The organism is Streptomyces sp. NPDC057617, from assembly GCF_042800555.1.
Taxonomy (GTDB): Bacteria; Actinomycetota; Actinomycetes; order Streptomycetales; family Streptomycetaceae; genus Streptomyces.
The window spans coordinates 61,651-87,217 of sequence record NZ_JBHVGV010000020.1 but is presented as its reverse complement, the minus strand read 5'-3'; the positions used below and the strand labels follow the sequence as shown (position 1 = coordinate 87,217).

Below are 25,567 nucleotides of genomic sequence, written 5' to 3'. Positions count from 1 at the left end.
GTCATGTTTCACGTGAAACATGACCCGGCCCGCTCTGCTGTGACGCCTCTAGCTCTCGGCGGCCCACCACTCCTTGAGAGCAGCGACAGCCGCATCGTGCTCCATCGGCCCGTTCTCCAGCCGCAGCTCCAGCAGGAAGGTGTACGCCTTCCCGATCACCGGCCCGGGGCCCACGCCCAGGATCTCCATGATCTGGTTGCCGTCCAGATCGGGCCTGATGGCGTCCAGCTCCTCCTGCTCCTGAAGCTGCGCGATGCGCTCCTCCAGCCCGTCGTACGCGCGGGAGAGCGCGGTCGCCTTCCGCTTGTTGCGGGTGGTGCAGTCCGAGCGGGTCAGCTTGTGGAGCCTGTCCAGCAGCGGGCCGGCGTCGCGTACGTACCGCCGCACCGCCGAATCGGTCCACTCGCCCGTCCCGTAGCCGTGGAAGCGCAGATGCAGCTCCACCAGCCGGGAGATGTCCTTCACCAGATCGTTGGAGTACTTGAGCGCGGTCAGCCGCTTCTTGGTCATCTTCGCGCCCACCACCTCATGGTGATGGAAGGAGACCCGGCCGTCCTTCTCGAAGCGCCGTGTTCTGGGCTTGCCGATGTCATGCAGCAGAGCGGCCAGGCGCAGCACCAGGTCCGGCCCGTCCTGCTCCAGGTCGATGGCCTGCTCCAGCACGGTCAACGAGTGCTCGTACACATCCTTGTGCCGGTGGTGCTCATCGCTCTCCAGCCGCAGGGCCGGCAGCTCCGGCAGTACCCGGTCGGCGAGCCCGGTGTCGACGAGCAGCGCAAGCCCCTTGCGCGGGTACGCGGAGAGCACCAGCTTGTTCAGCTCGTCCCGCACCCGCTCGGCGGAGACGATCTCGATCCGGCCGGACATGGCCTTCATGGCCGCGACCACCTCCGGGGCGACCTCGAAGTCGAGCTGCGCGGCGAACCGCGCGGCCCGGAGCATCCGCAGCGGATCGTCGGAGAAGGACTCCTCGGGGGTGCTGGGCGTGCGCAGCACCCGGGCGGAGAGGTCCTCCAGCCCGCCATGGGGATCGATGAACTCCTTGTGCGGCAGCGCGACGGCCATCGCGTTCACCGTGAAGTCCCGGCGTACCAGGTCCTCCTCGATGGAGTTCCCGTACGACACCTCGGGTTTGCGCGATGTCCGGTCGTACGCTTCCGAGCGGTACGTCGTCACCTCGATCTGGAAACGCTGGTCGGTGTCCCCGACACGGGCATCCTTCTGGACCCCGACCGTGCCGAAGGCGATCCCGACCTCCCAGACCGCGTCCGCCCAGGGCCTGACGATCTTCAGAACGTCCTCGGGGCGGGCGTCGGTGGTGAAGTCCAGGTCATTGCCGAGCCGGCCCAGCAGGGCGTCCCTGACCGAGCCGCCAACCAGAGCGAGGCCGAATCCGGCATCCTGGAACCGGCGCGCCAGCTCATCGGCGACGGGGGACACCCGCAGCAGTTCACTGACCGCGCGGCGCTGCACCTGGCTCAGTGCGCTGGGACTGACTTCATTGGCATTCGGCACAACAGAAAAGGGTACGTGCCGCGGCTGGTGCCGGCTCCCCGGTTTCGGGCTCCCCGGCCTCCGATGCACGGGTTTCCGGCGGCGCATGAGATTCTTCCGATCATGTGGAGCAGTCCCCAGCACTTCGCCACAGCGCACATCGTTACCATGCGTGGACGCAGGAACAGACAGACCACCGACGGCAGCAAACGATGACGAGGGACGGGCGAGCGCGTGGCGGAGGCGGCAGACTTCCAGGGGATGGGTCACTCTCCTGCCCGCCGGTGGCTGCGGCGCAGAGCCTGCCTGATCGCGGGAGCGCCGCTCCTGGCGGGCCTCCTGGCCGGCACGGCGGCGCCGACGGCCCACGCCATGTCCCCGGTCACCACACCGACCACCACGGCGGCCCCCACCGGCTCCCGTACGGTCGCCGTGGCGCTGGACACGCTGACCCCCGGAGCGCCGGTGCAGGGCGACACCCTCACCATCTCCGGCACGGTGACCAACAAGGGCAAGAAGACCATCACCGACGCCCAGGTGGATCTGCGGGTGGGCCCGCAGCTGTACGGCAGGACCGCCATCGATGACGCCGCGGCACGCTCCGGCAGCTCCTCGTCCGACGCGGCTCCGCTCGGCGGCAAGTACAAGGTCACCCTCCCGAAGCTCGCCTCCGGGATCCCCCAGGACTTCACCCTCGCCGTACCGGTCAACAAGCTCGGGCTCGACGACGAGGGCGTCTACCAGCTCGCCGTCTCACTGACCGGCCAGACCTCGTCCGCCCCGTACGCGCAGACGCTGGGCATCCAGCGGACCTTCCTGCCCTGGCAGCCCGAGGCCACCGAGAAGCGGACCGAACTCACCTATCTCTGGCCGCTGATCTCGTCGACGCACCTCTCCGCGGAGACCGGCTCGGACGATCAGCAGACACCGGTCTTCGAGAACGACGGTCTCGCCGAGGAGCTGGCCCCCGGCGGGCGGCTGGAGCAGATGGTCTCGCTGGGCAACCAGCTCCCCGTCACCTGGGTCATCGACCCCGATCTGCTCGCGACCGCCGACGCGATGACCCGTAGCTACCGCGTCAGGAGCGGGACCACCACGGTCGCGGGCACCAACCAGGCCGTGGCCATCAAGTGGCTCAACGCCCTGGAGAAGGCCGTACAGGGCCGTAAGGTCGTCGCCCTGCCGTTCGCGGACCCGGATCTGGCGTCGCTGGCCCATCGCGGCAAGGACGTCTCCGGCGCGCTCAGCCACCTCCAGCCCGCCACGGACGTGGCGGGGAAGACGGTGGAGACCGTGCTCCACGTGAAACCGTCCGTCGACTTCGCCTGGCCCGTGGACGGCGCGATCGACCCCTCGATCGTTGATGTCGCGACCTCCGCGGGCGCCCACAACGTCATCACCCGCAGCGACAGCCTCCAGGACAATCTCTCGTACACCGCCAGCGCCGCACGGCCGATCGGCGGCGGTACGACGGCCGTGGTCGCCGACACCCGGCTCTCCACCGCCTTCCAGGGCGATATGACGGCCGCGGGCAGCTCCACCCTCGCCGTACAGAAGTTCCTCGCACAGTCGCTGGCCCTGACGCTCCAGGAGCCCGACAACCAGCGCAGCATCGTCGTCGCCCCGCAGCGGATGCCGACGGCGGCGCAGGCGCAGTCGATGGCGCGCGCGCTGCGCGGTCTGGACGCGGAGCGCTGGACCGAGCCGTCCGATCTGCTCACCGCCGCGGCGGCCACGCCCGACACCGAGGCCAGCACCAAGATCCCCGCCGCCTCGCGGTACCCGAAGAAGCTGCGCGACCGGGAGCTGCCCACCCAGGCGTTCCTCGACATCAAGCGGACGCAGAACCGGCTCGACAACTTCAAGGCCATCCTCAGCTCGCCGGACCGGGTGGCGGCGCCCTTCGGCAACGCGGTCGGCCGCGCGATGTCGACGTCGTGGCGCGGCAACCAGGGCGAGTCCCAGCAGTACCGCGACACGGTCGACAACTACCTGCTGGGCCTCACCACCGAGGTGCAGCTCATCCCGAAGTCCGTCCTCACCCTGTCCGGACGCAGCGCGACCATCCCGGTGACCGTGCAGAACAAGCTGGTGCAGGGCGTCCAGAACCTGGTGCTGCGCCTCACGTCCGACAAGCCGAGCCGCCTCAAGCTCGACAACGGCGACGCCGTCGCGGAGCGGCCCATCAAGATCGACGGCGGGCACAGCCAGTCGGTGAAGTTCACCGGCGCGGGCAACGCCAACGGCCCGGTCCAGGTGACCGCGCAGCTCTACACGCAGGACGGCAAGCCGTACGGCAGCTCCATGACCTTCCAGGTGAAGGTCTCCGAGATCACGCCCACCGTGATGCTCGTCATCGCCGGCGGTGTGCTGCTGCTCGTGCTGGCCGGTGTCAAGATGTACAGCCAGCGGAAGCGGGCGGTGGCGCGCAAGGCGGCCGCTGAACGGACGGAACCGGGGCAGGAGCAGACGGAACCCGAGCAGCCGAGTGACCCGACACCGGACACCGCACCGGAAAGCGCGGACGCGTCGGGCCCGGGTGAGAAAGTGGACCGTTGAGCGATGTCGTGGCCGGTCGGCCGGGGACGATGAGGTGGGGTAACCATGAACGCGCCGTACGACGGTGACCGCGGACAGAGCGCGGGCGGCGATCCGGCAGGCCAGGTTCCGCCTTCCGCACCGCCTGCCCAGGATCCCTATGCCCAGCCCCCCGCACAGGATCCCTATGTCCAGGACGCCTACAACCGGGACCCCTACTGGTCCCAGGACCTCTCCGCACAGGACCCGGTGACCGAGGCGCTGTACGACCGCGCCTCGCATCCGCCGCCTCCGCCGGGCACGTATCCGGATCCGCAGCGCATGTACGATCAGCCGCCCGCACAGCAGTACGCCCCCGACCCCCGCGTCTGGGCCCAGACCCCGCCGCCCGAGCCCTCGGGGCCGTCCCGCCGCCTCCCGTACGGCGACGACCCGAGGACCACCCAGTACACGGGCGTCGACGATCTCGTCTCCTGGGCCGGCGACGAGGCCCCGCAGCAGGACGCGTTCGCCCACCTCTACCGCGACCAGCAGGGCACAGGACAGATGCTCACCGACCCGGAGCCCAAGACGGCCCCCGCGCCGCCGGCCGCCCCGAAGAAGCAGAGCAAGGCCGCAGGTCTGCTCAAGTCGAGTGCGGTGATGGCCGCGGGCACCCTGGTGTCCCGGCTCACCGGCTTCGTACGGAGCCTGGTGATCACCGCCGCGCTGGGCGCCGCGCTGCTCGGTGACTCGTTCACCGTCGCCTACACCCTGCCGACGATGATCTACATCCTCACCGTCGGCGGCGGCCTCAACTCCGTCTTCGTACCGCAGCTCGTACGGGCGATGAAGAACGACGAGGACGGCGGCGTCGCGTACGCCAACCGGCTGCTGACCCTCGTCATGGTGGCGCTCGGCGCGATCGTGGCGCTGGCCGTGTTCGGGGCGCCACAGCTCGTCCGCCTGATGTCGGACACGATCGCCGGCGACCCCGCCGCCAACAATGTCGCCGTCACCTTCGCCCGCTACTGCCTGCCCACGATCTTCTTCATGGGCGTGCATGTGGTGATGGGTCAGATCCTCAACGCCCGCGGGAAGTTCGGCGCGATGATGTGGACCCCGGTCCTCAACAACATCGTGATGATCTGCACGTTCGGCCTGTTCATCTGGGTGTACGGCACGGCCGCCGACTCGGACATGACCGTACGGACGATCCCGCCGGACGGTGTGCGGCTGCTGGGCATCGGCACCCTGCTCGGCCTCGCCGTCCAGGCCCTGGCGATGATCCCGTACCTCCGCGACACCGGCTTCCGGTTCCGCCCGCGGTTCGACTGGAAGGGTCACGGCCTCGGCAAGACGGTCAAGCTGGCCAAGTGGACCGTCCTGTTCGTCCTCGCCAACCAGGCCGGTGTACTGGTCGTCACGCAGCTCGCGACCGCCGCCGGTGAGGCCTCCGGCAAGGACGGCACCGGCATCCTCGCCTACAGCAACGCGCAGCTCATCTGGGGCATGCCGCAGGCCATCATCACCGTCTCGGTCATGGCCGCGCTGCTGCCCCGGATCTCCCGGGCGGCCCACGACGGAGACCCGGGCGCGGTACGCGACGACATCTCCCAGGGGCTGCGCAACTCGGCGGTCGCCATCGTCCCGGTCGCCTTCGCGTTCCTGTCGCTCGGCGTCCCGATGTCGATCCTGATGTTCTCGTCCAGCGGCCTGGAGTCGGCGCGGTCCATGGGCTTCATCCTGATGGCGTTCGCCCTCGGGCTGATCCCGTACTCCGTGCAGTACGTCGTGCTCCGCGGCTTCTACGCGTACGAGGACACCCGGACGCCCTTCTACAACACCGTCATCGTCGCCGTGGTCAACGCCGCGGCCTCGGCGGGCTGCTATGTGGTCCTGCCGGCCCGCTGGGCCGTGGTCGGCATGGCCGCCTCGTACGGACTGGCCTACGCGGTCGGTGTCGGTATCGCCTGGCGTCGGCTGCGGAAGCGGCTGGGCGGGGATCTGGACGGCGGCCGTGTCATGCGGACCTACGCCAGGCTCTGTCTGGCGTCCGTGCCCGGGGCCCTCGTGGCCGGCGGCATCGCGTATCTGGTACTTCAAAGCCTGGGCGGCGGCGCTCTCGCCTCCCTGGTGGCACTGGTCGGCGGCGGTATCGCCCTGCTCGGCCTTTTCTTCGTCGCGGCGAAGAAGATGCGGATCGAGGAGCTGAACTCCATGGTCGGCATGGTGCGCGGACGTCTCGGCCGATAGGCCGGCGCGGCCGAGCGCAACCATCGTCGGCTGCCGCGTGTCGTGCATAGCGTCCGACTGTGGGCACAATTGGCTTGGCTGTTGGATAGCGCGCAACGGATGGGGAGGCAGGAGCGACGGTGGCGGAACGTAGCACGGCTGCCGTCGACGTGGCCGACAACAGCGGTGATGAACCGCTGGCCGCCAAGGCGGACAAGGCCACGGCCGACGGGTTGGCGAAAGCCCAGGACACGGCGGACGCGTCCGCACCGGGCACGGGCGGCGAACGGCAGGGCACCGTGCCGCCCATCGTGACGCCCGAGCTGCACAGCGGCCACAAACTCGCAAGACGCTACCGGCTGGAAGAGTGCGTCACCCGTCTGGACGGTTTCAGCAGCTGGCGTGCGGTGGACGAGAAGCTGCGCCGCGCCGTCGGCGTCCATCTCCTGCCCGCCGACCATCCACGGGCCCGCTCCGTCCTGGCCGCGGCCCGCTCCGCCGCCCTCCTCGGCGATCCGCGCTTCGTGCAGGTCCTGGACGCCGTCGAGGAGAACGACCTCGTCTATGTCGTCCACGAATGGCTGCCGGACGCCGTGGAACTCACCGCGCTGCTCGCGTCGGGCCCGCTGGAGGCCCATGACGCCTATCAGCTCGTGAGCCAGGTCTCCCAGGCCATGGCGGCGGCCCACAGGGAAGGGCTCGCCCATCTGCGGCTGACCCCCGGGGCCGTACTGCGCACCTCCACCGGCCAGTACCGGATCCGCGGTCTCGCCGTGAACGCCGCCCTGCGCGGAATCCGCGCCGACCGGCCGCAGCGCACCGATACGGAAGCGATCGGCGCGCTTCTCTACGCCGCGCTGACCCAGCGCTGGCCGTACGAGACCGATGCGTACGGCCTCTCCGGCCTGCCCAGGGGCGTGGGGCTGATCGCCCCGGACCAGGTACGCGCGGGAGTGCACCGCGGTCTCTCGGAACTCGCCATGCGGGCCCTGATCAACGACGGCGCCACCGCGTCCCGCCAGGAGCCCCCCTGCACCACCCCGGACGAGCTGGCCGCCGCGGTGGCCGCGATGCCCCGTATCCGGCGCCCCGAGCCCACCTTCACGGCTCCGCCCGAGTACCAGCGCACCACCTACCAGCAGGGCACGTACGGACGCGCGCAGTCGGGCCTCGGGGCGCCTCCCGTCCCGCCGGTGGCGCCTCCGCCGCCCCCGCTCCAGGGGCGTACGGGCAAGGCCCTCAAGTGGACCGTCGCCGCACTCCTCATCGCGGCCCTGGGCCTGGGAAGCTGGCAGGTCGCCGACCGGCTCCTCGACCAGAGCAGCGAGGGGAACGACACCCCTCCCACTCAGTCGACGACCGACGACAACAAGGCGGCCCAGCCCGCCAAGCCGCTCCGGATCACCGACGCGGCTGAGTTCATGCCCAGTGGGTCCGGGATAAAGCCCGAACTCGCACCGAACTCCGTGGACGGCGACTCCAGCACCGCCTGGATCACAGCGCAGTATCTGAACTTCCCGAACTTCGGCAATCGCTCGGACCGCAAGCAGGGCAGCGGAATAGTCGTTGATCTCGGCAGCGTGAAGGAAGTCTCCGGCATCGACATCGACATGTACCGCTCCGGTCACACGGCGGAAGTACTAGCCGCCGGTCCCGACGCATCCGATCCCACTGATCTCTCGGACTTCCCCCAGCGCCTCACCAAGCTGAAATCGGTGGGTAAGACCCTGAAGACCACGCTCGACAAGCCCGTGCGAACCCGGTACGTATTGATCCACATCACCGAACTGCCCGAGGACGGATCCTCCATCCGCTTCCGGGGCGGTATCTCGGAGATCAAGATCACCGGCTGACCGGACCATGCGAGCCGACCGGACCAGGGGAGGGGGCTCATCGTTGGACGACGTCGCACTCGGCGACACCAGCGACCAGGATCTGCTGAGCGCTCATGTCTCGGGGCACCCTCATGCCTTCGGCGAGCTGGTACGGCGCCACCGTGACCGGCTCTGGGCCGTCGCCCTGCGGACGCTCGGCGACCGGGAGGAGGCGGCGGACGCGGTGCAGGACGCGCTGGTCTCCGCCTTCCGCGCCGCCCATACCTTCCGTGGCCAGTCCGCGGTGACCACCTGGCTGCACCGGATCACCGTCAACGCCTGTCTCGACCGGGCCCGCAAGGCCGCCTCCCGCAAGACCTCCCCCGTGGACGACACGGAACGGCTGGAGCAGCTCCTGGAGCCGCATGAGTCGGCGGAGGCCCCTGCCGAGCGCCAGGACCTCCATCGCGAGCTGCTGGCCGCCCTGGCCAAGCTCCCCGTCGATCAGCGGGCGGCCCTGGTGCTTGTCGATATGCAGGGCTACCCCGTCGCCGAGGCCGCCGCCGTCCTGGGCGTACCCACCGGAACGGTGAAGAGCCGCTGTGCACGCGGCCGGGCCAGACTGCTCCCCATGCTCACCCACCTACGCGGGGACGCCGGGGATAACAGCGGTCTCGGCAGGGGAAGGAACCGGACGCCAGGGGTATCCGTCCCACCGGCATCAGGACCTAGGGATTCAGGACCAAGTGATCCTGCTGGAGTGAAGGGCGGAGGTGGGCGCGCATGACATCGACGACCGATATGGCTCAGCACCCGGATGTCTCGGAGATCTCCGATCTGGCAGAAGGCCTGCTCCCGCCGCCCCGCGCCACTGAAATAAGGGCCCATCTCAACGGCTGTGCGCTCTGCGCCGATGTCCGTGACTCGCTCGAAGAGATCAGGGGACTGCTCGGCACTCTGCCGGGTCCGCAGCGGATGCCGGCCGATGTGGCCGAGCGTATCGATGCCGCCCTGGCCGCGGAGGCGCTCCTGAACGCGACCGCGCCCGACGAGACCGCGCATGTTTCACGTGAAACAACGCCTGCCTCCACCGTGTCCTCCGAGCCGGACGCCTCCCCCGTACCACCGTCACCGGAACCGTCAGGGCCGGACGCCTCCCGGACGACCGACCGACCCGCCGGCCGGCCAAGGGCGGCCACCGGCCCCGGCCGCAGCACCCCTCAGGCGCGCCGTCGCCGCCGTACCGCCGTCCTGGGAGCCGTCTTCGGCACAGCAGCCGTCGGTGTCAGCGTGCTGCTGCTCCAGTCGCTCAACGCGGGCAGCGGCAGCTCCGAGAACCAGGCCGACGCAACCGTCAACTCCACGACAAGCGGTAGCGAAGAATTCTCGGAGGCCCGGCTCCAGAGCAGTGTGGACGCGCTGCTGGCCTCCGGTTCCACGGCCAAGGAGCCCAAGACCCAGCAGGACGGCGAGCTCGACGTCGGCCCCCGGGACCGGAGCGGCTCCAATACGCCCCTGATCCAGCCCCTCTCCCAGTTGCCGCCCTGTATCGAGGAGGGGATCGGCCGCACCGAGCCCGTTCTCGCCTCTCAGCAGGGCATGTACAAGGGCAGCCGGGCCTTTCTTGTGGTGCTGTCGCACCCTGTGGACAGCAGCCGGGTCCAGGCCTATGTGGTCGATGCGACCTGTGTCGACAGCCAGTCCGCGGACAAGGGGAAGGTCCTGTTGACGCACTCCTACCCGCGCCACTGACGACGCCTTCCGCGCCGCCGGATCCCTCGGGAATGCGAGACCCTTAGGATCCGTTGGATGGGGTGACAGTCGATGATCCGGCCCCAGTAGGCAGTCTGCAGAGACGAGGAAGAAACCCGTGAGCGACGTCCGTAATGTGATCATTATCGGCTCCGGGCCCGCCGGCTATACGGCCGCGCTGTACACCGCGCGCGCATCGCTGAAGCCGCTGGTCTTCGAGGGCGCCGTCACCGCTGGTGGTGCGCTGATGAACACCACCGATGTGGAGAACTTCCCTGGGTTCCGCGACGGCATCATGGGTCCGGACCTGATGGACAACATGCGGGCACAGGCGGAGCGCTTCGGCGCCGAGCTGGTCCCCGACGATGTCATCTCCGTCGACCTCTCCGGTGACATCAAGACGGTCACCGACACGGCGGGTACGGTGCACCGCGCCAAGGCCGTGATCGTCACGACCGGCTCCCAGCACCGCAAGCTCGGCCTGCCCAACGAGGACAAGCTCTCGGGTCGCGGTGTCTCCTGGTGTGCCACCTGTGACGGCTTCTTCTTCAAGGACCAGGACATCGCCGTGATCGGCGGCGGTGACACCGCGATGGAGGAGGCCACCTTCCTGTCGCGGTTCGCCAAGTCGGTCACGATCGTCCACCGCCGGGACACGCTGCGTGCTTCCAAGGCCATGCAGGACCGCGCCTTCGCCGACCCCAAGATCAAGTTCGCCTGGGACAGCGAGGTCGCAGAGATCCAGGGTGATCAGAAGCTCTCCGGTCTGACCCTGCGCAACACCAAGACCGGCGAGACCTCGGCTCTCCCGGTGACCGGTCTCTTTATCGCGGTGGGCCACGACCCGCGGACCGAGCTGTTCAAGGGCCAGCTCGATCTGGACAGCGAGGGCTACCTCACCGTCGACGCCCCGTCGACCCGGACGAACCTCTCCGGTGTCTTCGCGGCCGGCGATGTCGTCGACCACACCTACCGCCAGGCGATCACCGCCGCGGGCACCGGATGCTCCGCGGCTCTCGACGCCGAGCGCTTCCTCTCGGCCCTGAGCGACCGGGAGAACGCCGAGGCGGAGAAGACCCTCACTGTCTGATCCGCTGACCGACCCACACCCCATAAACCGAAGGAGGCCGCCGTGGCCGGCAACCTGAAGCATGTGACCGACGAGTCGTTCGAGAGGGATGTCCTCAAGAGCGACAAGCCCGTACTGGTGGACTTCTGGGCCGCCTGGTGCGGACCGTGCCGCCAGATCGCCCCGTCGCTCGAAGCCATCGCGGCCGAGCACGGCGACAAGATCGAGATCGTCAAGCTCAATATCGACGACAACCCGGCCACGGCAGCCAAGTACGGCGTCATGTCGATCCCGACGCTGAACGTCTACCAGAACGGCGAGGTCGCCAAGACCATCGTCGGTGCCAAGCCCAAGGCCGCGCTGGTGCGTGACCTGGAGAGCTTCATCGGCGAGTAAGGCGGCGACTGCCGGCGCCAATGTTTCACGTGAAACGGGCCCGTTCCCCCGGCTGGGGGAACGGGCCCGTCTTCGTAAGTTCAGCTCCGTACCGGCCGTGCCACCCCGAGTCAGCCTGTGTCAGCCCGGCTCAGAGGGGGCGCAGGGCCGGTTCCTTCTTCACCGCGCCCAGCAGCCGGTCCAGCGCCAGCTCCACATCCTCTTTCCAGGAGAGCGTGGTCCGAAGCTCCAGCCTCAGCCTCGGATGCCGGGGATGGGGACGTACGGTCTTGAAGCCCACCGCCAGCAGATGATCAGCGGGCAGAACACAGGCCGGCTCCTTCCAGCGCGCGTCACCGAACGCCTCGATGGCCTTGAACTCCCGCCGCAGCAGATCCTTGGCCACGGTCTGTACCATCACCCGCCCCAGCCCCTGTCCCCGATAGCCGGGCTTGATCCAGGCGGTCATCAACTGGACCGCGTCCGGGGAGACCGGGCTCGTCGGGAAGGCCAGGGAGCGCGGTACATACGCCGGAGGCGCGTACAGCACAAAGCCCACCGGCAGATCATCGACATAGACGACGCGGCCGCAGGATCCCCACTCCAGCAGAGCGGCCGAGATCCAGGCCTCCTTCTCCGCCTCGGCTCTGCCGGTCTTTACCGCGGCCTCCCCGCTGACCGGATCAAGCTCCCAGAAGACACACGCACGGCAGCGCTTGGGGAGATCCGCAAGGTTGTCCAGCGTGAGCGGTACGAGCCGACGCCCCATGAAGGCTGTTCCCCACTTCCTTCTCCTCTGAGGTGATCAAGGTGGATGCGCCATACCAGAACGCATCGTATCCACCCAGAGCTACCTGGCACACCGAGGGACAGCAAAGGGCGGGCTGTGTTCCGGTAAGCATGGAACACAGCCCGCCCTCCAGCGCGAGAACATCAGCTCTCGTCGTCGTCCTCTCCGGCGTCCCCGGAAAGACCCTTGTCCAGGACCCGTCCCTCGCCGGGGGCAAGCGTGCCGAGAATGCGCTCCAGATCGTCCATCGAGGCGAACTCGACGACGATCTTTCCCTTCTTCTGCCCCAGATCGACCTTCACCCGGGTCTCGAAGCGGTCCGAGAGCCGCGACGCCAGATCGGTCAGCGCCGGGGACAGCCGGGCACCGGCCCGCGGCCCCTTCGCCTTGGCGGTGCTCTGAGGGCGCGACCCCATCAGGGTCACAATCTCCTCGACGGCACGCACCGAAAGGCCCTCGGCCACAATGCGATGCGCCAGCCGGTCCTGCTCCTCCGAGTCGTCCACCGAGAGCAGCGCCCGCGCATGCCCGGCCGAGAGCACCCCGGCAGCGACCCTGCGCTGTACGGGAGGAGAGAGCCGGAGCAGCCGCAACGTATTGGAGACCTGTGGCCGGGAGCGCCCGATCCGGTCGGCCAGTTGGTCATGGGTGCAGTTGAAGTCCTTGAGCAACTGGTCGTAGGCTGCCGCCTCTTCCAGCGGGTTGAGCTGAGCGCGGTGCAGATTCTCCAGGAGCGCGTCGAGCAGAAGCTTCTCGTCGTCCGTCGCGCGGACGATCGCCGGAATGCGCTCCAGACCGGCTTCCCGGCAGGCCCGCCAGCGCCGCTCGCCCATGATCAGCTCATAGCGCTCCGGCCCCACCTGCCGTACGACAACGGGCTGGAGCAGCCCCACCTCCTTGATGGAGGTGATCAGCTCGGCGAGGGCGTCCTCGTCGAACACCTCACGCGGCTGGCGGGGGTTGGGCGTGATGGAGCCGATCGGCACTTCGGCGAAGTGCGCCCCGGCCATCGGCGCCGGCTCCGGCGCCACCTCGGTCTCGGGTACGACCGTCTCCGCCTCCGGTACGGCAGCGGCCTGCGGCAGCGAGGTCACCTTGGCGGCGGCCACACCGCGCTCCGCGGTCAGCACCGGAGCCACTCCCGGGCCCCCCGGTCCCGCTCCGGGGGAGGGCACCTGCTGCTCCTGCGGAGCGGCAGGGATCAGCGCACCGAGCCCGCGCCCCAGCCCTCTACGTCGCTCGCTCACTGGATCCCCTCCGACATACTCTGCTGACTGTTCTGGCTGCCCATATGGGCGTGCTGGGCGTCATAGTGCACCCCGACCCCCCTGAGCGCGATCTCGCGGGCAGCTTCGAGATAGGACAGGGATCCGCTGGATCCCGGATCGTACGTCAGCACCGTCTGCCCATAGCTCGGTGCCTCCGAGATACGTACGGAGCGAGGGATGCTCGTCCGCAGCACCTCCTTGCCGAAGTGACTCCGCACCTCTTCGGCCACCTGCGAGGCAAGCCGGGTCCTGCCGTCATACATGGTGAGCAGGATCGTCGACACATGGAGCGTGGGGTTGAGATGCCCCCGCACCAGGTCGACATTGCGCAGCAACTGCCCCAGCCCTTCCAGCGCGTAGTACTCGCACTGGATGGGGATCAGCACCTCTGCGCCGGCGACCATCGCATTGACGGTCAGCAGGCCGAGCGACGGCGGGCAGTCGATAAGGACGTAATCCAAAGGCTGCTCGTACGCTTCGATCGCCCGCTGCAGTCGGCTCTCCCGTGCCACCAGCGACACCAGCTCGATCTCCGCACCGGCGAGATCGATGGTGGCCGGGGCACAGAAGAGGCCTTCGACATCCGGGACGGGCTGGACCACCTCAGAGAGGGGCTTGCTCTCCACCAGGACGTCATAAATCGAGGGAACTTCGGCGTGGTGGTCGATGCCGAGCGCCGTGGACGCGTTGCCCTGCGGATCGAGGTCGATCACCAGCACGCGCGCGCCATGGAGCGCAAGCGAGGCGGCAAGGTTGACCGTGGTGGTCGTCTTCCCTACGCCGCCCTTCTGGTTGGCAATGACAATGACACGCGTCTGCTCAGGGCGGGGCAGACCTTCTCCGGCTCGGCCCAGTGCCTCCACCGCCAGTTGGGCAGCACGGCCAATGGGGGTGTCGTCCATCGGGGGCGGTGTTTCACGTGAAACATCCTCCCCCGCCGACTCGGTGCGGGGACCGGGGACCGGATCGGTCATCGGTCCCGCGATGTTGGCGTCGGACCGCAAGGATTCACTCTCCTCGACTTCAGACTCGCAATGAACAGAGCCTGCCATGCTTTCGGGGTCATGAACCAGCGAGGCTGGTGGTTCTGTGGATGAATCCGCCTCTGTGGACAACCCCGTGCCCCTTACGAGGGGCTTTCGGCCGCGTGGGGTCGAAGCCGCGCGGCCACGGCTGATGATTCCTTGCAGCAGTGAGCGACGTTTCACGTGAAACACGATGCACGGGCCGGAGGCCCGGACCGTCACGACACTCCGCAATGCGTGGCTATGGCAGCTTGTATGGAGCATGGCCCATGGGCACAGGGCCCCTACGGCTCAGCGGCGACGCCTCGCACGCCCCGCCCGGGCGGCCTTGGCTCTCTTTGTCGCAAACCGGACCCCGCCGGGGCTCTCCCCGGCCTCGACCCGCACCACGGTGGCCAGCGGATCGACAATGCCTTCCCCGACCTGGAGCACTGAGGTCTTCACCACACCGAGCTTGCTCAGTGCCGCCCGGGCCCCCTTGATCTCCTCCTCGGCGGTGTCGCCCTTGAGCGCCAGCATCTCGCCGTACGGACGGAGCAGCGGCACCCCCCAGCCCGCCAGGCGGTCCAGCGGAGCCACCGCGCGGGCGGTCACCACATGGACCGGCTGGAGCGAGCCAAGGACCTCCTCGGCCCGGCCGCGTACCACCGTGACATGGTCCAGGCCCAGCAGCTCGACCACTTCCTGGAGAAAGTTGGTGCGGCGCAGCAGCGGTTCCAGCAGAGTGATCTTCAGGTCCGGCCGTACCAGCGCCAGCGGGATCCCCGGAAGGCCCGCGCCCGAGCCGACATCGCAGACCATCACGCCCTCGGGCACGACCTCGGAGAGCACCGCGCAGTTCAGCAGATGCCGCTCCCACAGCCGTGGCACCTCGCGTGGACCGATCAGGCCACGCTTGACCCCCGCGTCCGCCAGCAGCTCCGCGTAGCGGACAGCCTCCGGAAAGAGCTCACCGAAGACAGCGCGTGCCTCGTCCGGTGCGGGGGGAAGCTCTGCTGCCTCCGTCACGGGAACCGTCCTTCCATACCGAGCCACCGCACGGTGGCTGACTCACAGGCTGACAAGGATCGGCCCCGCCTGCGGAACAGACGGGGCCGGAAAGCGATGGACCGGTCAGGCCGGGAGGACCACAACAAAGCGCTGGGGCTCTTCACCCTCGGATTCGCTGCGCAGACCCGCGGCGGCGACCGCGTCATGCACGACCTTCCGCTCAAAGGGTGTCATGGGATTCAGCTTTACCGGCTCGCCGGTGCTCTTCACCTCGTCCGCGGCCTTGGCCCCCAGCTCGGCCAGCTCGGTGCGCTTCTTGGCGCGGAACCCGGCGATGTCCAGCATCAGCCGGCTGCGGTCCCCGGTCTCCCGGTGCACCGCGAGCCGGGTCAGCTCCTGGAGCGCCTCCAGGACCTCGCCATCACGCCCCACCAGCTTCTGCAGATCCCGGGCACCGGAGTCACTGATGATCGAGACCGCGGCCCGGTCGGCCTCGACGTCCATGTCGATATCGCCGTCAAGATCGGCGATATCGAGCAGACCTTCGAGGTAGTCGGCCGCGATCTCCCCTTCCTGCTCCAGGCGGGTCAGGGTGTCGCCCCCCTCGGCGGCGGAGATGGTGCCTTCCGTCACGGATGGACTCCTTCTTACTTCTTGGACGGGTGCTTGGGCCGCTGCTGGCCCTTACGCTGCCCCGGCTTGGCTTGGCGTGCGGAACCGGCGGCGGGCTTGCCCGCCGGCTTGGACTTGGTGTCCTGCGGCTCGTCCTTCTTCTGCAGCGAGGTCTTCGCCAGGTCGGCGGTCTCGGAGTCCTTGGCCTCGGCCGGCTTGTCCGTACCCGGGTGGGCGGCAGCGGCGGCCTGCCGCTGTGCCTTGGTCTGGCGCTTCGGCTGCTGCCTCCGCGCGGCGGCGCCGGACTCGGCCTCGGCGGAGACGGTCTCGCTCTTGGTCACCGTGCCGTCGGCCTGCGCGGCCAAACCCGCCTTGGCCAGGCCCATCGTGAACTTGCGCTCGTTGTCATTGCGGTCGGGCCCCTTGGCCACGATCGCCTTGACGACATTGCGTTTACGACGCGACCGGACCTCGCCATGGGCCGTGATGCTCTTCAGCAGACGCTCCAGATAGTGGTCCTGCGCCTTGCTGCCCGGCGTCGGGTTCTGGTTGATCACATACATCTGCTGGCCCATGGTCCACACGTTGGTGGTCAGCCAGTAGACGAGAACACCGACGGGGAAGTTGATGCCGGTGACGGCGAAGATCAGCGGGAAGATGTACATGAGCATCTTCTGCTGCTGCATGTACGGCGTCTTGACCGTCAGGTCGACGTTCTTGGTCATGAGCTGGCGCTGGGTGTAGAACTGCGACGCCGACATCAGAACGATCATGATCGCGGTGACGACCCGTACGTCGGTCAGCGAGGCGCTCAGGGAGGCGACCTTGTCACTGCTGTCCGTGAACTTGGCGGCCAGCGGGGCGCCGAAGATATGCGCCTGGCGCGCACTGTCCAGCAGCGACTGGTTGATCACGCCGATCGTCTTGCCGCTGGCGATGCTGGAGAGCACGTGGTAGAGCGCGAAGAAGAAGGGGGACTGCGCCAGAATGGGAAGACATGAGGAGAGCGGGTTGGTACCCGTCTCCTTGTACAGCTTCATCATCTCTTCGGACTGACGCTGTTTGTCGTTTTTGTAGCGCTCCTGGATCGCCTTCATCTTGGGCTGGAGCACCTGCATATTCCGGGTCGACTTGATCTGCTTCACAAAGAGCGGAATCAGACAGATCCGGATCAGCACCACCAGGGACACGATGGACAGTCCCCAGGCCCAGCCCGTGTCGGGGCCGAAGATCGCCCCGTACACCGTGTGGAACTGGACAATGACCCACGAAACAGGCGTGGTGATAAAACTGAAGAGACTGGCAATCGTGTCCACTAATCAGGCTCCTTGAGCGTTGGGCGAGGTCTCTGCGGCTGGACTGGGAGTGTCGGGGGCCGATCCCCCGGAAGGCACGCCAGCGGCGGAGTGCCCGTCCTTACTGCCGCGCCACGCATTGCGCAGCAGTTCGTGCCACCGTGGGCGTTTGCGGGGTGGGACATGGTCCACACCACCCGGCGACCACGGATTGCACCGCAGAATGCGCCAGGCGGTCAGCGCCGTTCCTTTCACCGCGCCATGCCGGTCGATGGCCGTATATCCGTAGTGCGAACACGACGGGTAGTACCGGCAGACGGGCCCGAGCAGGGGGCTGATCGTCCACTGGTACAGCTTGATCAGAGCCAGCAGCGGGTATTTCATCGCGCGCCCCCTCCCAGCAACCGCCGGAGAGCGGCATCCAGGTCTTGGGCCAGTTGTGCATGATCGGCGTCACCCGCTCCGGGCAGCGCCCGTACGACAACCAGGCTACCGGGGGGCAGCTCGGGCAGTCGGTCGCGTATGAGATGACGAAGTCTGCGCTTCACCTGGTTACGGACGACGGCGCCGCCCACGGCCTTGCTTACGACGAAACCCGCACGCGGCGGGGAGGCGCTCTCCCCAGGCGCGTGCGGGTCCATGGCACCGCTGCGTAGATGGACGACAAGAAGCGGGCGTCCGGCCCGGCGTCCTCGGCGAACCGCGGCCGCGAACTCCTCGCGCCGCCTCAGCCGATTCTCGGTAGGCAGCACGTCATGACCTGATGGCGATCAGGCGGACAGTCGGGCGCGACCCTTGCCACGGCGGGACGCGAGAATCGCGCGGCCGGCGCGGGTACGCATCCGCAGCCGGAAGCCGTGGGTCTTGGCGCGACGACGGTTGTTCGGCTGGAAGGTGCGCTTGCTCACTCGGGGGCTCCAGAAATGATTGTGTGATGGCGGGACATCGCCTGGCTGTCACCGTGCGCCCACGAGTAGCTCGCGTTTACGCCCGAGTGCACCGCTTCACAACCACAGATCGTGATCTTTGCCCATCGGAGGCAGGCGGCAGCAGCCATCGACAACTCGACCTGGTCACGGTACGCGCGGCTACGCCATCCGGTCAAACCAGCTCGTGCCCCGGCCCCATTGTGCACAGGCTGTGGACAACAACTTGAACCACGTGGGTGCCCTGACTACCGTGGCGTGACTCCGGCTTCCTTTCCTGCCGGTCTTCCCATCCCGTCCCGAGAACCGCATATTCGTGGGACCTGCGAGAGAGCGTGCCCTGTGGCTGATGTACCTGCCGATCTTGCCGCAGTGTGGCCACGAGTGCTGGAGCAGCTCCTCAGGGAGGGCCAGCAGGGCGTCGAGCCCAAGGACAAGCAGTGGATCGAACGCTGCCAGCCGCTCGCGCTCGTGGCCGACACCGCGCTGCTGGCCGTCCCCAATGAATGGGGAAAGCGCGTCCTGGAGGGCCGGCTCGCCCCTCTCATCAGCGAAACACTGAGCCATGAGTGCGGCCGGCCCATCCGGATCGCCATCACCGTCGACGACTCCGCGGCGGATCCCGTACCGCCGGCCCCCGCCGTACCGCAGCAGCACCGGTACCAGGGACCGTCGCACGACGAGCAGCGGCAGAGCGACGCGTACAACGATTACGGACCCCGGCCTTCGGACGACGGCATGCCTTCCGTACGCCCGGCCTACCCGGACTACCAGCAGCAGCGTCCCGACGCCGGCTCCTGGCCGCGTACCCAGGAGGACCTCTCCTGGCAGCAGCCCCGGCTCGGCGGCTACCAGGAGCACGACCCGTACGCCACCGTCCACCCGCAGCAGCAGCACGACTACCGGCAGCCGCAGGGGCTCGATTCCTCACCGTACGAGCAGCGCCCCGACCGGCACGACCTCCCGGAGCCCCCGGGCCCCCGGCACGGCGGCGCGCCCGGCGGTCCGCGCAGCGGGGTGCCGGGACCGCTCGGCGCCCAGCCCGCCCCGGCGCCGGGCCCCGGTGAGCCGCACCCCCGGCTCAACCCCAAGTACCTCTTCGACACCTTTGTGATCGGCGCCTCCAACCGCTTCGCGCACGCGGCGGCCGTCGCCGTCGCCGAGGCGCCCGCGAAGGCGTACAACCCGCTCTTCATCTACGGGGAGTCCGGGCTCGGCAAGACCCATCTGCTGCACGCCATCGGGCACTACGCGCGCAGCCTCTATCCGGGCACACGCGTCAGATATGTCAGCTCCGAGGAGTTCACGAACGAGTTCATCAACTCGATCCGTGACGGCAAGGGCGACACCTTCCGCAAGCGGTACCGCGATGTCGACATCCTGCTCGTCGACGACATCCAGTTCCTGGCGAGCAAGGAGTCGACGCAGGAGGAGTTCTTCCACACCTTCAACACGCTGCACAACGCCAACAAGCAGATCGTGCTGTCCTCGGACCGGCCGCCCAAGCAGCTCATCACCCTTGAGGACCGGCTGCGCAACCGCTTCGAGTGGGGGCTGACCACCGATGTCCAGCCGCCCGAGCTGGAGACGCGTATCGCGATCCTCCGTAAGAAGGCGGTACAGGAGCAGCTCAACGCGCCGCCCGAGGTGCTGGAGTTCATCGCCTCCCGGATCTCCCGCAACATCCGCGAGCTGGAGGGCGCGCTGATCCGGGTCACGGCGTTCGCCTCGCTGAACCGGCAGCCGGTGGACCTCGGGCTCACCGAGATCGTGCTCAAGGATCTGATCCCGGGCGGGGAGGACCTGGCCCCGGAGATCACCGCCGCGGCCATCATGGCGGCGACCGCGGACTACTTCGGTCTGACGGTGGAGGACCTCTGCGGCTCCTCGCGGAGCAGGGTGCTGGTGACGGCGCGCCAGATCGCGATGTACCTCTGCCGTGAGCTGACCGATCTCTCGCTGCCGAAGATCGGTGCGCAGTTCGGCGGCCGCGACCATACGACCGTGATGCACGCGGACCGGAAGATCCGCGCGCTGATGGCCGAGCGGCGCTCGATCTACAACCAGGTCACCGAACTGACGAACCGCATCAAGAACGGCTGACACGGCCGACGCGCAGCGGCTGCGAAGGGCGCCCGGGGACACCTCCCCGGGCGCCCTTTTCTGTACGCCGAGCCGTACGCCGAGCCGTACGCCGAGCGGCTCAGCACCCACCGACGCCACCCACGCCGCCTCAGGGCCGTTCGATTACGGAGCAGGTCACGGGTGTTCTCCACAGATTGGGGAGAAATTTTCCGTCCACAGCCTGGGGACTGCGAAGTTGTCCAGATCCTGTCCACAGGCGCAGCCGCCCTGGAATCATCGGGCCAGGTCAGCCCCCTGTGGAATTGTGCGTGACGCCGCTCCACAGACTGTGGACAGAACAATCTTCCACAGGACGGGCCCGAGGTTGTCCACCGGCAACCCACAGGTCGGCCCGCGTTGCCCACAACCTGTCCACACCCCTGTCCACTGTTCGGCAACGAAACACCCGGCGTCGCCGGATCGAGTGAAAGGCGTCACACCAGGAAGGCGGGTTGGCCTGTGGGGAACCTGGGTAAAGCTGGGGACAGGACTGGGGAGAACTACCTGTGTCCTGTGCATGGGATGTGCACAACTTTTGGCTGTCCACAGAATCGCCGAGTTGTCCACGGCGCGGCCCACAGGGCCGGTGGATAAAAAATCGGGCCTGACCTGCGCAAACGACGTTATCCACGGTTTCCACAGGCCCTACTACTACTCCCACTTAGAGTTAGCTCGGGATCCGTTTCGAAGCAGGGCCTGTGCACAACTCGGCCCCGGAGCCCCCGCCGCCTCCGGCACCGACTTGACCCGCGACCGCACCGACTGTCGGTGCCGTACGTCAGACTGGTCCCCGGCATCACAGCCGACGACGAAGGCCAGCAGGGCGAGCCAGCAACAGCAGGAGGCGGTTCCGGTGAAGATCCGGGTGGAGCGCGATGTACTCGCGGAGGCGGTGGCCTGGGTGGCCCGCAGCCTTCCGGCCCGTCCGCCGGCGCCCGTACTTGCGGGCCTTCTGCTGAGGGCCGAGGACGGCGCGCTCAGCTTCTCCAGCTTCGACTACGAGGTCTCGGCACGGGTCTCGGTGGACGCCGAGGTCGAGGAGGACGGCACGGTCCTGGTCTCCGGCCGGCTCCTCGCCGACATCTGCCGCGCGCTCCCCAACCGCCCCGTAGAAATCTCCACCGACGGTGTACGGGCGACGGTGGTCTGCGGTTCCTCCCGCTTCACGCTCCACACGCTCCCCGTGGACGAGTACCCGGCGCTGCCGCAGATGCCGACGGCCACCGGCACCGTCCCCGGTGAGGTCTTCGCCTCCGCCGCCTCCCAGGTCGCCATCGCCGCGGGCCGCGACGACACGCTGCCGGTGCTGACGGGCGTACGGATCGAGATCGAGGGCGACACGGTCACCCTGGCCTCGACCGACCGCTACCGCTTCGCGGTCCGTGAGTTCCTCTGGAAGCCCGAGTCCCCGGACATCTCCGCGGTCGCCCTGGTCCCCGCCAAGACGCTGCTGGACACCGCCAAGGCGCTCACCAACGGCGACACGGTCACGCTGGCGCTCGCCGGAGCCGGTGCCGGTGAGGGGCTGATCGGTTTCGAGGGCGCCGGGCGGCGCACCACCACGCGGCTGCTCGAAGGCGATCTGCCGAAGTACCGCACGCTGTTCCCCACCGAGTTCAACTCGGTCGCGGTGATCGAGACCGCCCCGTTCGTCGAGGCCGTCAAGCGTGTGGCCCTGGTCGCCGAGCGGAACACCCCGGTGCGGCTCAGCTTCGAGCAGGGCGTCCTCATCCTGGAGGCCGGTTCCAGCGACGACGCACAGGCTGTGGAGCGGGTCGACGCGCAGCTCGAAGGCGACGACATCTCCATCGCCTTCAACCCGACCTTCCTGCTGGACGGTCTGAGCGCGATCGACTCCCCGGTGGCCCAGCTCTCCTTCACCACCTCCACCAAGCCGGCGCTCCTCAGCGGCAGGCCGGCCGTCGACGCGGAGGCGGACGAGGCGTACAAGTACCTGATCATGCCGGTACGGCTGAGCGGCTGACCCCACAGTTGAGTGGCCGGGTCCGGGCGTAGGCTCGGATCCGGGTACGAAATCGCCTCAACGCTTAAGGAATGCCTGATGGAGCTCGGTCTCATCGGTCTCGGCAAGATGGGCGGCAATATGCGCGAGCGCATCCGTCGCGCCGGCCATACCGTCATCGGATACGACCGCAATCCTGACCTCGCCGATGTGCACAGCCTCCAGGAGCTGGTCAGCAAACTGAAGGCGCCCCGGGCGATCTGGGTCATGGTGCCGGCGGGTGCTCCGACCCAGGCGACCATAGACGAGCTGGCGGCCCTGCTCTCGCACGGCGATGTCGTGGTGGACGGCGGGAACTCCCGCTGGACGGACGACGAGAAGCACGCGGTGGAGCTGGGCATCAAGGGCATCGGCTTTGTCGACTGCGGTGTCTCCGGCGGTGTCTGGGGCCTGGAGAACGGCTACGCGCTGATGTACGGCGGCACTCCCGAGCATGTGGCGCAGGTGCAGCCGATCCTCGACGCGCTCAAGCCCGAGGGCGACTTCGGCGCCGTACACGCCGGCAAGGTCGGCGCGGGCCACTTCGCGAAGATGGTCCACAACGGCATCGAGTACGCCATGATGCAGGCCTACGCCGAGGGCTGGGAGCTGCTGGAGAAGGTCGACTCGGTCACCGATGTCCGCGAGGTCTTCCGCTCCTGGCAGGAGGGCACGGTCATCCGTTCGTGGCTGCTGGATCTCGCGGTCGACGCGCTGGACAAGGACGAGCACCTGGACCGGCTGCGGGGCTTCGCGCAGGACTCCGGCGAGGGCCGGTGGACGGTCGAAGCGGCGATCGACCACGCGGTGCCGCTGCCCGCGATCACCGCGTCGCTGTTCGCGCGGTTCGCGTCCCGGCAGGACGATTCGCCGCAGATGAAGATGATCGCGGCGCTGCGCAACCAGTTCGGCGGGCACTCGGTCGAGTCGAGCGAACCGAACAAGTAGCAGTCGCACGCAGGTAGTAGCACATAGGCACGAGAAGCAGCGGAAACGACGGACGAGTCGAAGAAGCAGAGCACCGGGGGAGGCCCACGCACACCCATGCACGTCACGCATCTGTCGCTGGCCGACTTCCGCTCCTACGCCCGGGTCGAGGTCCCGCTCGATCCGGGCGTGACCGCTTTTGTGGGGGCGAACGGACAGGGGAAGACCAATCTGGTCGAGGCGGTCGGCTATCTGGCGAGCCTCGGCAGCCACCGGGTGTCGTCGGATGCGCCGCTGGTACGGATGGGTGCGGACCGTGCGGTGATCAGGGCCGCGGTCACCCAGGGCGAGCGGTCGCAACTGGTCGAGCTGGAGCTGAATCCCGGCCGCGCCAACCGGGCCCGTATCAACCGGTCCTCGCAGGCCAGACCGCGTGATGTGCTGGGGATCGTACGGTCCGTGCTGTTCGCGCCGGAGGATCTGGCCCTGGTGAAGGGCGATCCGGGCGAGCGCCGCCGGTTCCTGGACGAGCTGATCACGGCCCGCTCGCCCCGGATGGCGGGCGTGCGCTCGGACTACGACCGGGTGCTGAGGCAGCGCAACACCCTGCTGAAATCCGCGGCGATGGCGCGGCGGCACGGCGGGCGCGGGATGGATCTGTCGACGCTGGATGTGTGGGACCAGCATCTGGCGCGCGCGGGCGCGGAGTTGCTGGCGCAGCGGGTGGATCTGATCGCGACGCTTCAGCCGCTGACGGACAAGGCGTACGAGCAACTGGCGCCCGGGGGCGGCCCGGTGGCGCTGGAGTACCGTTCCTCCGCCTTGGACGCTTCCGCTCTGGACGTCTCTGTCCTCGCCACCTCCGACACCATCTCCGACACCTCCGCCGAGGGCCCCCGGCCGGCCGCGGGCCCCGACGCGGCATCGTCCGCCCATACCCGTGACGAGCTGTACGCCCAGCTTCTGGCCGCGCTGGCCGGGGTGCGCAAGCAGGAGATCGAGCGGGGCGTGACGCTGGTCGGTCCCCATCGCGACGATCTGGTGCTGAATCTGGGCCGGATGCCCGCGAAGGGCTATGCCAGCCATGGCGAGTCCTGGTCGTACGCGCTGGCGCTGCGGCTCGCCTCGTACGATCTGCTGCGCGCCGAGGGCAATGAGCCGGTGCTGGTGCTGGACGACGTGTTCGCCGAGCTGGACGCGCGGCGCCGGGAGCGGCTCGCGGAACTGGTCGTTCCGGGCGAGCAGGTGCTGGTGACCGCGGCGGTGGACGATGACGTTCCTGGGGTGCTGGCGGGGGCCAGATTCCTGGTGGCGGACGGCGCGGTGGAGCGCGTATGACCGGCTTCGGAGGCGCCGAGCAGCGGCCTGTGGAACCCGCCGGGGCGGCGGCGCGCCCGGCCGTCCCCGAGTCGTCGGGTGTCGATCTGGCGCGGGTCGCCCTGCGCGCCGCCAAGGAGCAGGCGCGCGCCCGCGGGGCCGCCGTACAGCAGAAGAAGCAGGCCAGGCGGGGCGGCGGGCTGCGTTCGGGAGCCGGTGCGGACGGCCGCGATCCGCTGCCGCTCGGCGCGGCGATCAACCGGCTGATCACCGAGCGGGGCTGGGAGACACCGGCCGCCGTCGGCGGGGTGATGGGCCGCTGGCCGCAGATCGTCGGCGAGGACGTGGCGAAGCACTGTGTGCCGCAGCGGTACGACGACGGCAAGGACGAGCGGGTCCTGACGGTCCAGTGCGATTCGACGGCCTGGGCGACCCAGCTCCGGCTGCTGGCGCCCCGGCTGGTGGCCCGGCTGAACGAGGATCTGGGGCAGGGCACCGTACGGATGATCAAGGTGCTGGCGCCCGGCGGCCCGCCGCAGCGGTACGGCCGGCTGCGCGCCCCCGGGAGCAAGGGGCCGGGCGACACGTACGGCTGAGGTCCGCACGTACCGCGCCCCCGAGCCCCCGGCTCACGGCAGCCCGCGTCCGAACCCGCGGAGCCGTAGCGCCCGAATCGCCCGTAGCACCCGCGGCGCCCGAACCGGGGCCCGTACGCCCGCGCCCGCCCGCCCCGTACACACCCCCACCCGTACAGGTGACCAGCCTCACCGGCCTTGACCGGGCGTGCGCCCTCGGCCCGCGCCTCCGTCACCCCCAGCGACCCTCCGAACGCGCCTGTGACCTGCGAAAGCTCGCCCGCGGCCCGAGGTGTCCCTCACCGTAGCGGGAGGTTGACAGCCCGAAGCGCTCAATGCCCGTGTGAGCCTCTTGGAGCCCCTTCCCGAATATGGGGAGTCGGCAGGGGCTCATTCGGGGCGGCACATGCGGACTCAGGTACCGGCAAACCCCCATTCGGGTCGGCGCTACCGGTAGACT

22 protein-coding genes are annotated in these 25,567 nt (G+C 68.7%); 12 read left to right on the top strand and 10 right to left on the bottom strand.

Going from position 1 to position 25,567, the window contains the following annotated elements:
• Window positions 1-48 precede the first annotated feature (48 nt).
• Window positions 49-1,515, bottom strand: coding sequence for a CCA tRNA nucleotidyltransferase (locus tag ACFU9P_RS33395; RefSeq protein WP_384088278.1), 1,467 nt, complete (start codon window positions 1,513-1,515; stop codon window positions 49-51).
• Between the two features lie 213 nt (window positions 1,516-1,728).
• Between ACFU9P_RS33395 and ACFU9P_RS33390 the strand changes: the two genes are divergently transcribed.
• The 7 genes from ACFU9P_RS33390 to trxA all read left to right on the top strand — a co-directional run bounded on the left by ACFU9P_RS33390 (window position 1,729) and on the right by trxA (window position 11,277).
• Entirely contained in the window at window positions 1,729-4,053 is a 2,325-nt protein-coding gene (locus ACFU9P_RS33390) for a DUF6049 family protein (RefSeq protein ID WP_376383146.1), read from the top strand.
• Between the two features lie 45 nt (window positions 4,054-4,098).
• Window positions 4,099-6,267, top strand: a complete 2,169-nt coding sequence (gene murJ / locus ACFU9P_RS33385) for a murein biosynthesis integral membrane protein MurJ (protein WP_384088275.1) — start codon at window positions 4,099-4,101, stop codon at window positions 6,265-6,267.
• A 119-nt stretch (window positions 6,268-6,386) separates the two neighbouring features.
• Window positions 6,387-8,099, top strand: a complete 1,713-nt coding sequence (locus ACFU9P_RS33380; protein WP_376383142.1) for a protein kinase family protein — start codon at window positions 6,387-6,389, stop codon at window positions 8,097-8,099.
• 43 nt (window positions 8,100-8,142) lie between these two features.
• Window positions 8,143-8,847 (top strand): RNA polymerase sigma factor SigM, encoded by a 705-nt coding sequence (gene sigM, locus ACFU9P_RS33375; protein WP_376383140.1) that lies wholly within the window; start codon window positions 8,143-8,145, stop codon window positions 8,845-8,847.
• Complete coding sequence (locus ACFU9P_RS33370; protein WP_384088272.1) at window positions 8,844-9,812, top strand: anti-sigma factor family protein; 969 nt, start codon at window positions 8,844-8,846, stop codon at window positions 9,810-9,812. Before sigM ends, ACFU9P_RS33370 begins: the two co-directional genes overlap by 4 nt.
• Before the next feature lie 118 nt (window positions 9,813-9,930).
• Complete coding sequence (trxB, locus tag ACFU9P_RS33365) at window positions 9,931-10,902, top strand: thioredoxin-disulfide reductase (RefSeq protein WP_046494327.1); 972 nt, start codon at window positions 9,931-9,933, stop codon at window positions 10,900-10,902.
• Between the two features lie 42 nt (window positions 10,903-10,944).
• Window positions 10,945-11,277 carry a thioredoxin gene (gene trxA / locus ACFU9P_RS33360; protein WP_376383135.1) on the top strand — a complete coding sequence of 111 codons (333 nt, stop codon included), beginning with the start codon at window positions 10,945-10,947 and terminating at the stop codon, window positions 11,275-11,277.
• Between the two features lie 130 nt (window positions 11,278-11,407).
• On the opposite strand, the gene ACFU9P_RS33355 is transcribed toward trxA, so the two are convergent.
• The 9 genes from ACFU9P_RS33355 to rpmH all read right to left on the bottom strand — a co-directional run bounded on the left by ACFU9P_RS33355 (window position 11,408) and on the right by rpmH (window position 18,144).
• Entirely contained in the window at window positions 11,408-12,025 is a 618-nt protein-coding gene (locus ACFU9P_RS33355; protein WP_376383133.1) for a GNAT family N-acetyltransferase, read from the bottom strand.
• Window positions 12,026-12,189: 164 nt separating this feature from the next.
• On the bottom strand, window positions 12,190-13,293 hold the full coding sequence (locus ACFU9P_RS33350) for a ParB/RepB/Spo0J family partition protein (protein ID WP_384088267.1): 1,104 nt from the start codon (window positions 13,291-13,293) through the stop codon (window positions 12,190-12,192).
• Window positions 13,290-14,366: a ParA family protein gene (locus tag ACFU9P_RS33345; protein WP_376383129.1), complete on the bottom strand. Its 1,077-nt coding sequence runs from the start codon at window positions 14,364-14,366 to the stop codon at window positions 13,290-13,292. Before ACFU9P_RS33345 ends, ACFU9P_RS33350 begins: the two co-directional genes overlap by 4 nt.
• 264 nt (window positions 14,367-14,630) lie before the next feature.
• Complete coding sequence (gene rsmG / locus ACFU9P_RS33340) at window positions 14,631-15,347, bottom strand: 16S rRNA (guanine(527)-N(7))-methyltransferase RsmG (RefSeq protein WP_384088264.1); 717 nt, start codon at window positions 15,345-15,347, stop codon at window positions 14,631-14,633.
• 105 nt (window positions 15,348-15,452) lie between these two features.
• Complete coding sequence (locus tag ACFU9P_RS33335) at window positions 15,453-15,962, bottom strand: R3H domain-containing nucleic acid-binding protein (RefSeq protein WP_046494331.1); 510 nt, start codon at window positions 15,960-15,962, stop codon at window positions 15,453-15,455.
• 14 nt (window positions 15,963-15,976) lie between these two features.
• Window positions 15,977-17,257, bottom strand: a complete 1,281-nt coding sequence (gene yidC, locus ACFU9P_RS33330) for a membrane protein insertase YidC (RefSeq protein ID WP_376383124.1) — start codon at window positions 17,255-17,257, stop codon at window positions 15,977-15,979.
• A gap of 3 nt (window positions 17,258-17,260) precedes the next feature.
• Window positions 17,261-17,620, bottom strand: coding sequence for a membrane protein insertion efficiency factor YidD (gene yidD / locus ACFU9P_RS33325; protein WP_079022858.1), 360 nt, complete (start codon window positions 17,618-17,620; stop codon window positions 17,261-17,263).
• Entirely contained in the window at window positions 17,617-17,988 is a 372-nt protein-coding gene (rnpA, locus tag ACFU9P_RS33320) for a ribonuclease P protein component (protein WP_376383122.1), read from the bottom strand. Before rnpA ends, yidD begins: the two co-directional genes overlap by 4 nt.
• Before the next feature lie 18 nt (window positions 17,989-18,006).
• Entirely contained in the window at window positions 18,007-18,144 is a 138-nt protein-coding gene (rpmH, locus tag ACFU9P_RS33315; protein ID WP_003949374.1) for a 50S ribosomal protein L34, read from the bottom strand.
• 360 nt (window positions 18,145-18,504) lie between these two features.
• On the opposite strand from rpmH, the gene dnaA reads away from it, so the two are divergent.
• From dnaA to ACFU9P_RS33290, 5 genes are all read left to right on the top strand, one after another.
• A complete protein-coding gene (dnaA, locus tag ACFU9P_RS33310) occupies window positions 18,505-20,265 on the top strand; it encodes a chromosomal replication initiator protein DnaA (protein ID WP_384088259.1) in 1,761 nt (586 codons plus the stop codon).
• Between the two features lie 874 nt (window positions 20,266-21,139).
• Complete coding sequence (dnaN, locus tag ACFU9P_RS33305; protein ID WP_046494338.1) at window positions 21,140-22,270, top strand: DNA polymerase III subunit beta; 1,131 nt, start codon at window positions 21,140-21,142, stop codon at window positions 22,268-22,270.
• 78 nt (window positions 22,271-22,348) lie between these two features.
• Window positions 22,349-23,236 carry a phosphogluconate dehydrogenase (NAD(+)-dependent, decarboxylating) gene (gene gnd / locus ACFU9P_RS33300; protein ID WP_384088256.1) on the top strand — a complete coding sequence of 296 codons (888 nt, stop codon included), beginning with the start codon at window positions 22,349-22,351 and terminating at the stop codon, window positions 23,234-23,236.
• Between the two features lie 96 nt (window positions 23,237-23,332).
• On the top strand, window positions 23,333-24,553 hold the full coding sequence (recF, locus tag ACFU9P_RS33295) for a DNA replication/repair protein RecF (protein WP_384088253.1): 1,221 nt from the start codon (window positions 23,333-23,335) through the stop codon (window positions 24,551-24,553).
• Window positions 24,550-25,128, top strand: coding sequence for a DUF721 domain-containing protein (locus ACFU9P_RS33290; RefSeq protein WP_384088250.1), 579 nt, complete (start codon window positions 24,550-24,552; stop codon window positions 25,126-25,128). The genes recF and ACFU9P_RS33290 overlap by 4 nt, the downstream gene beginning before the upstream one ends.
• Window positions 25,129-25,567 lie beyond the last annotated feature (439 nt).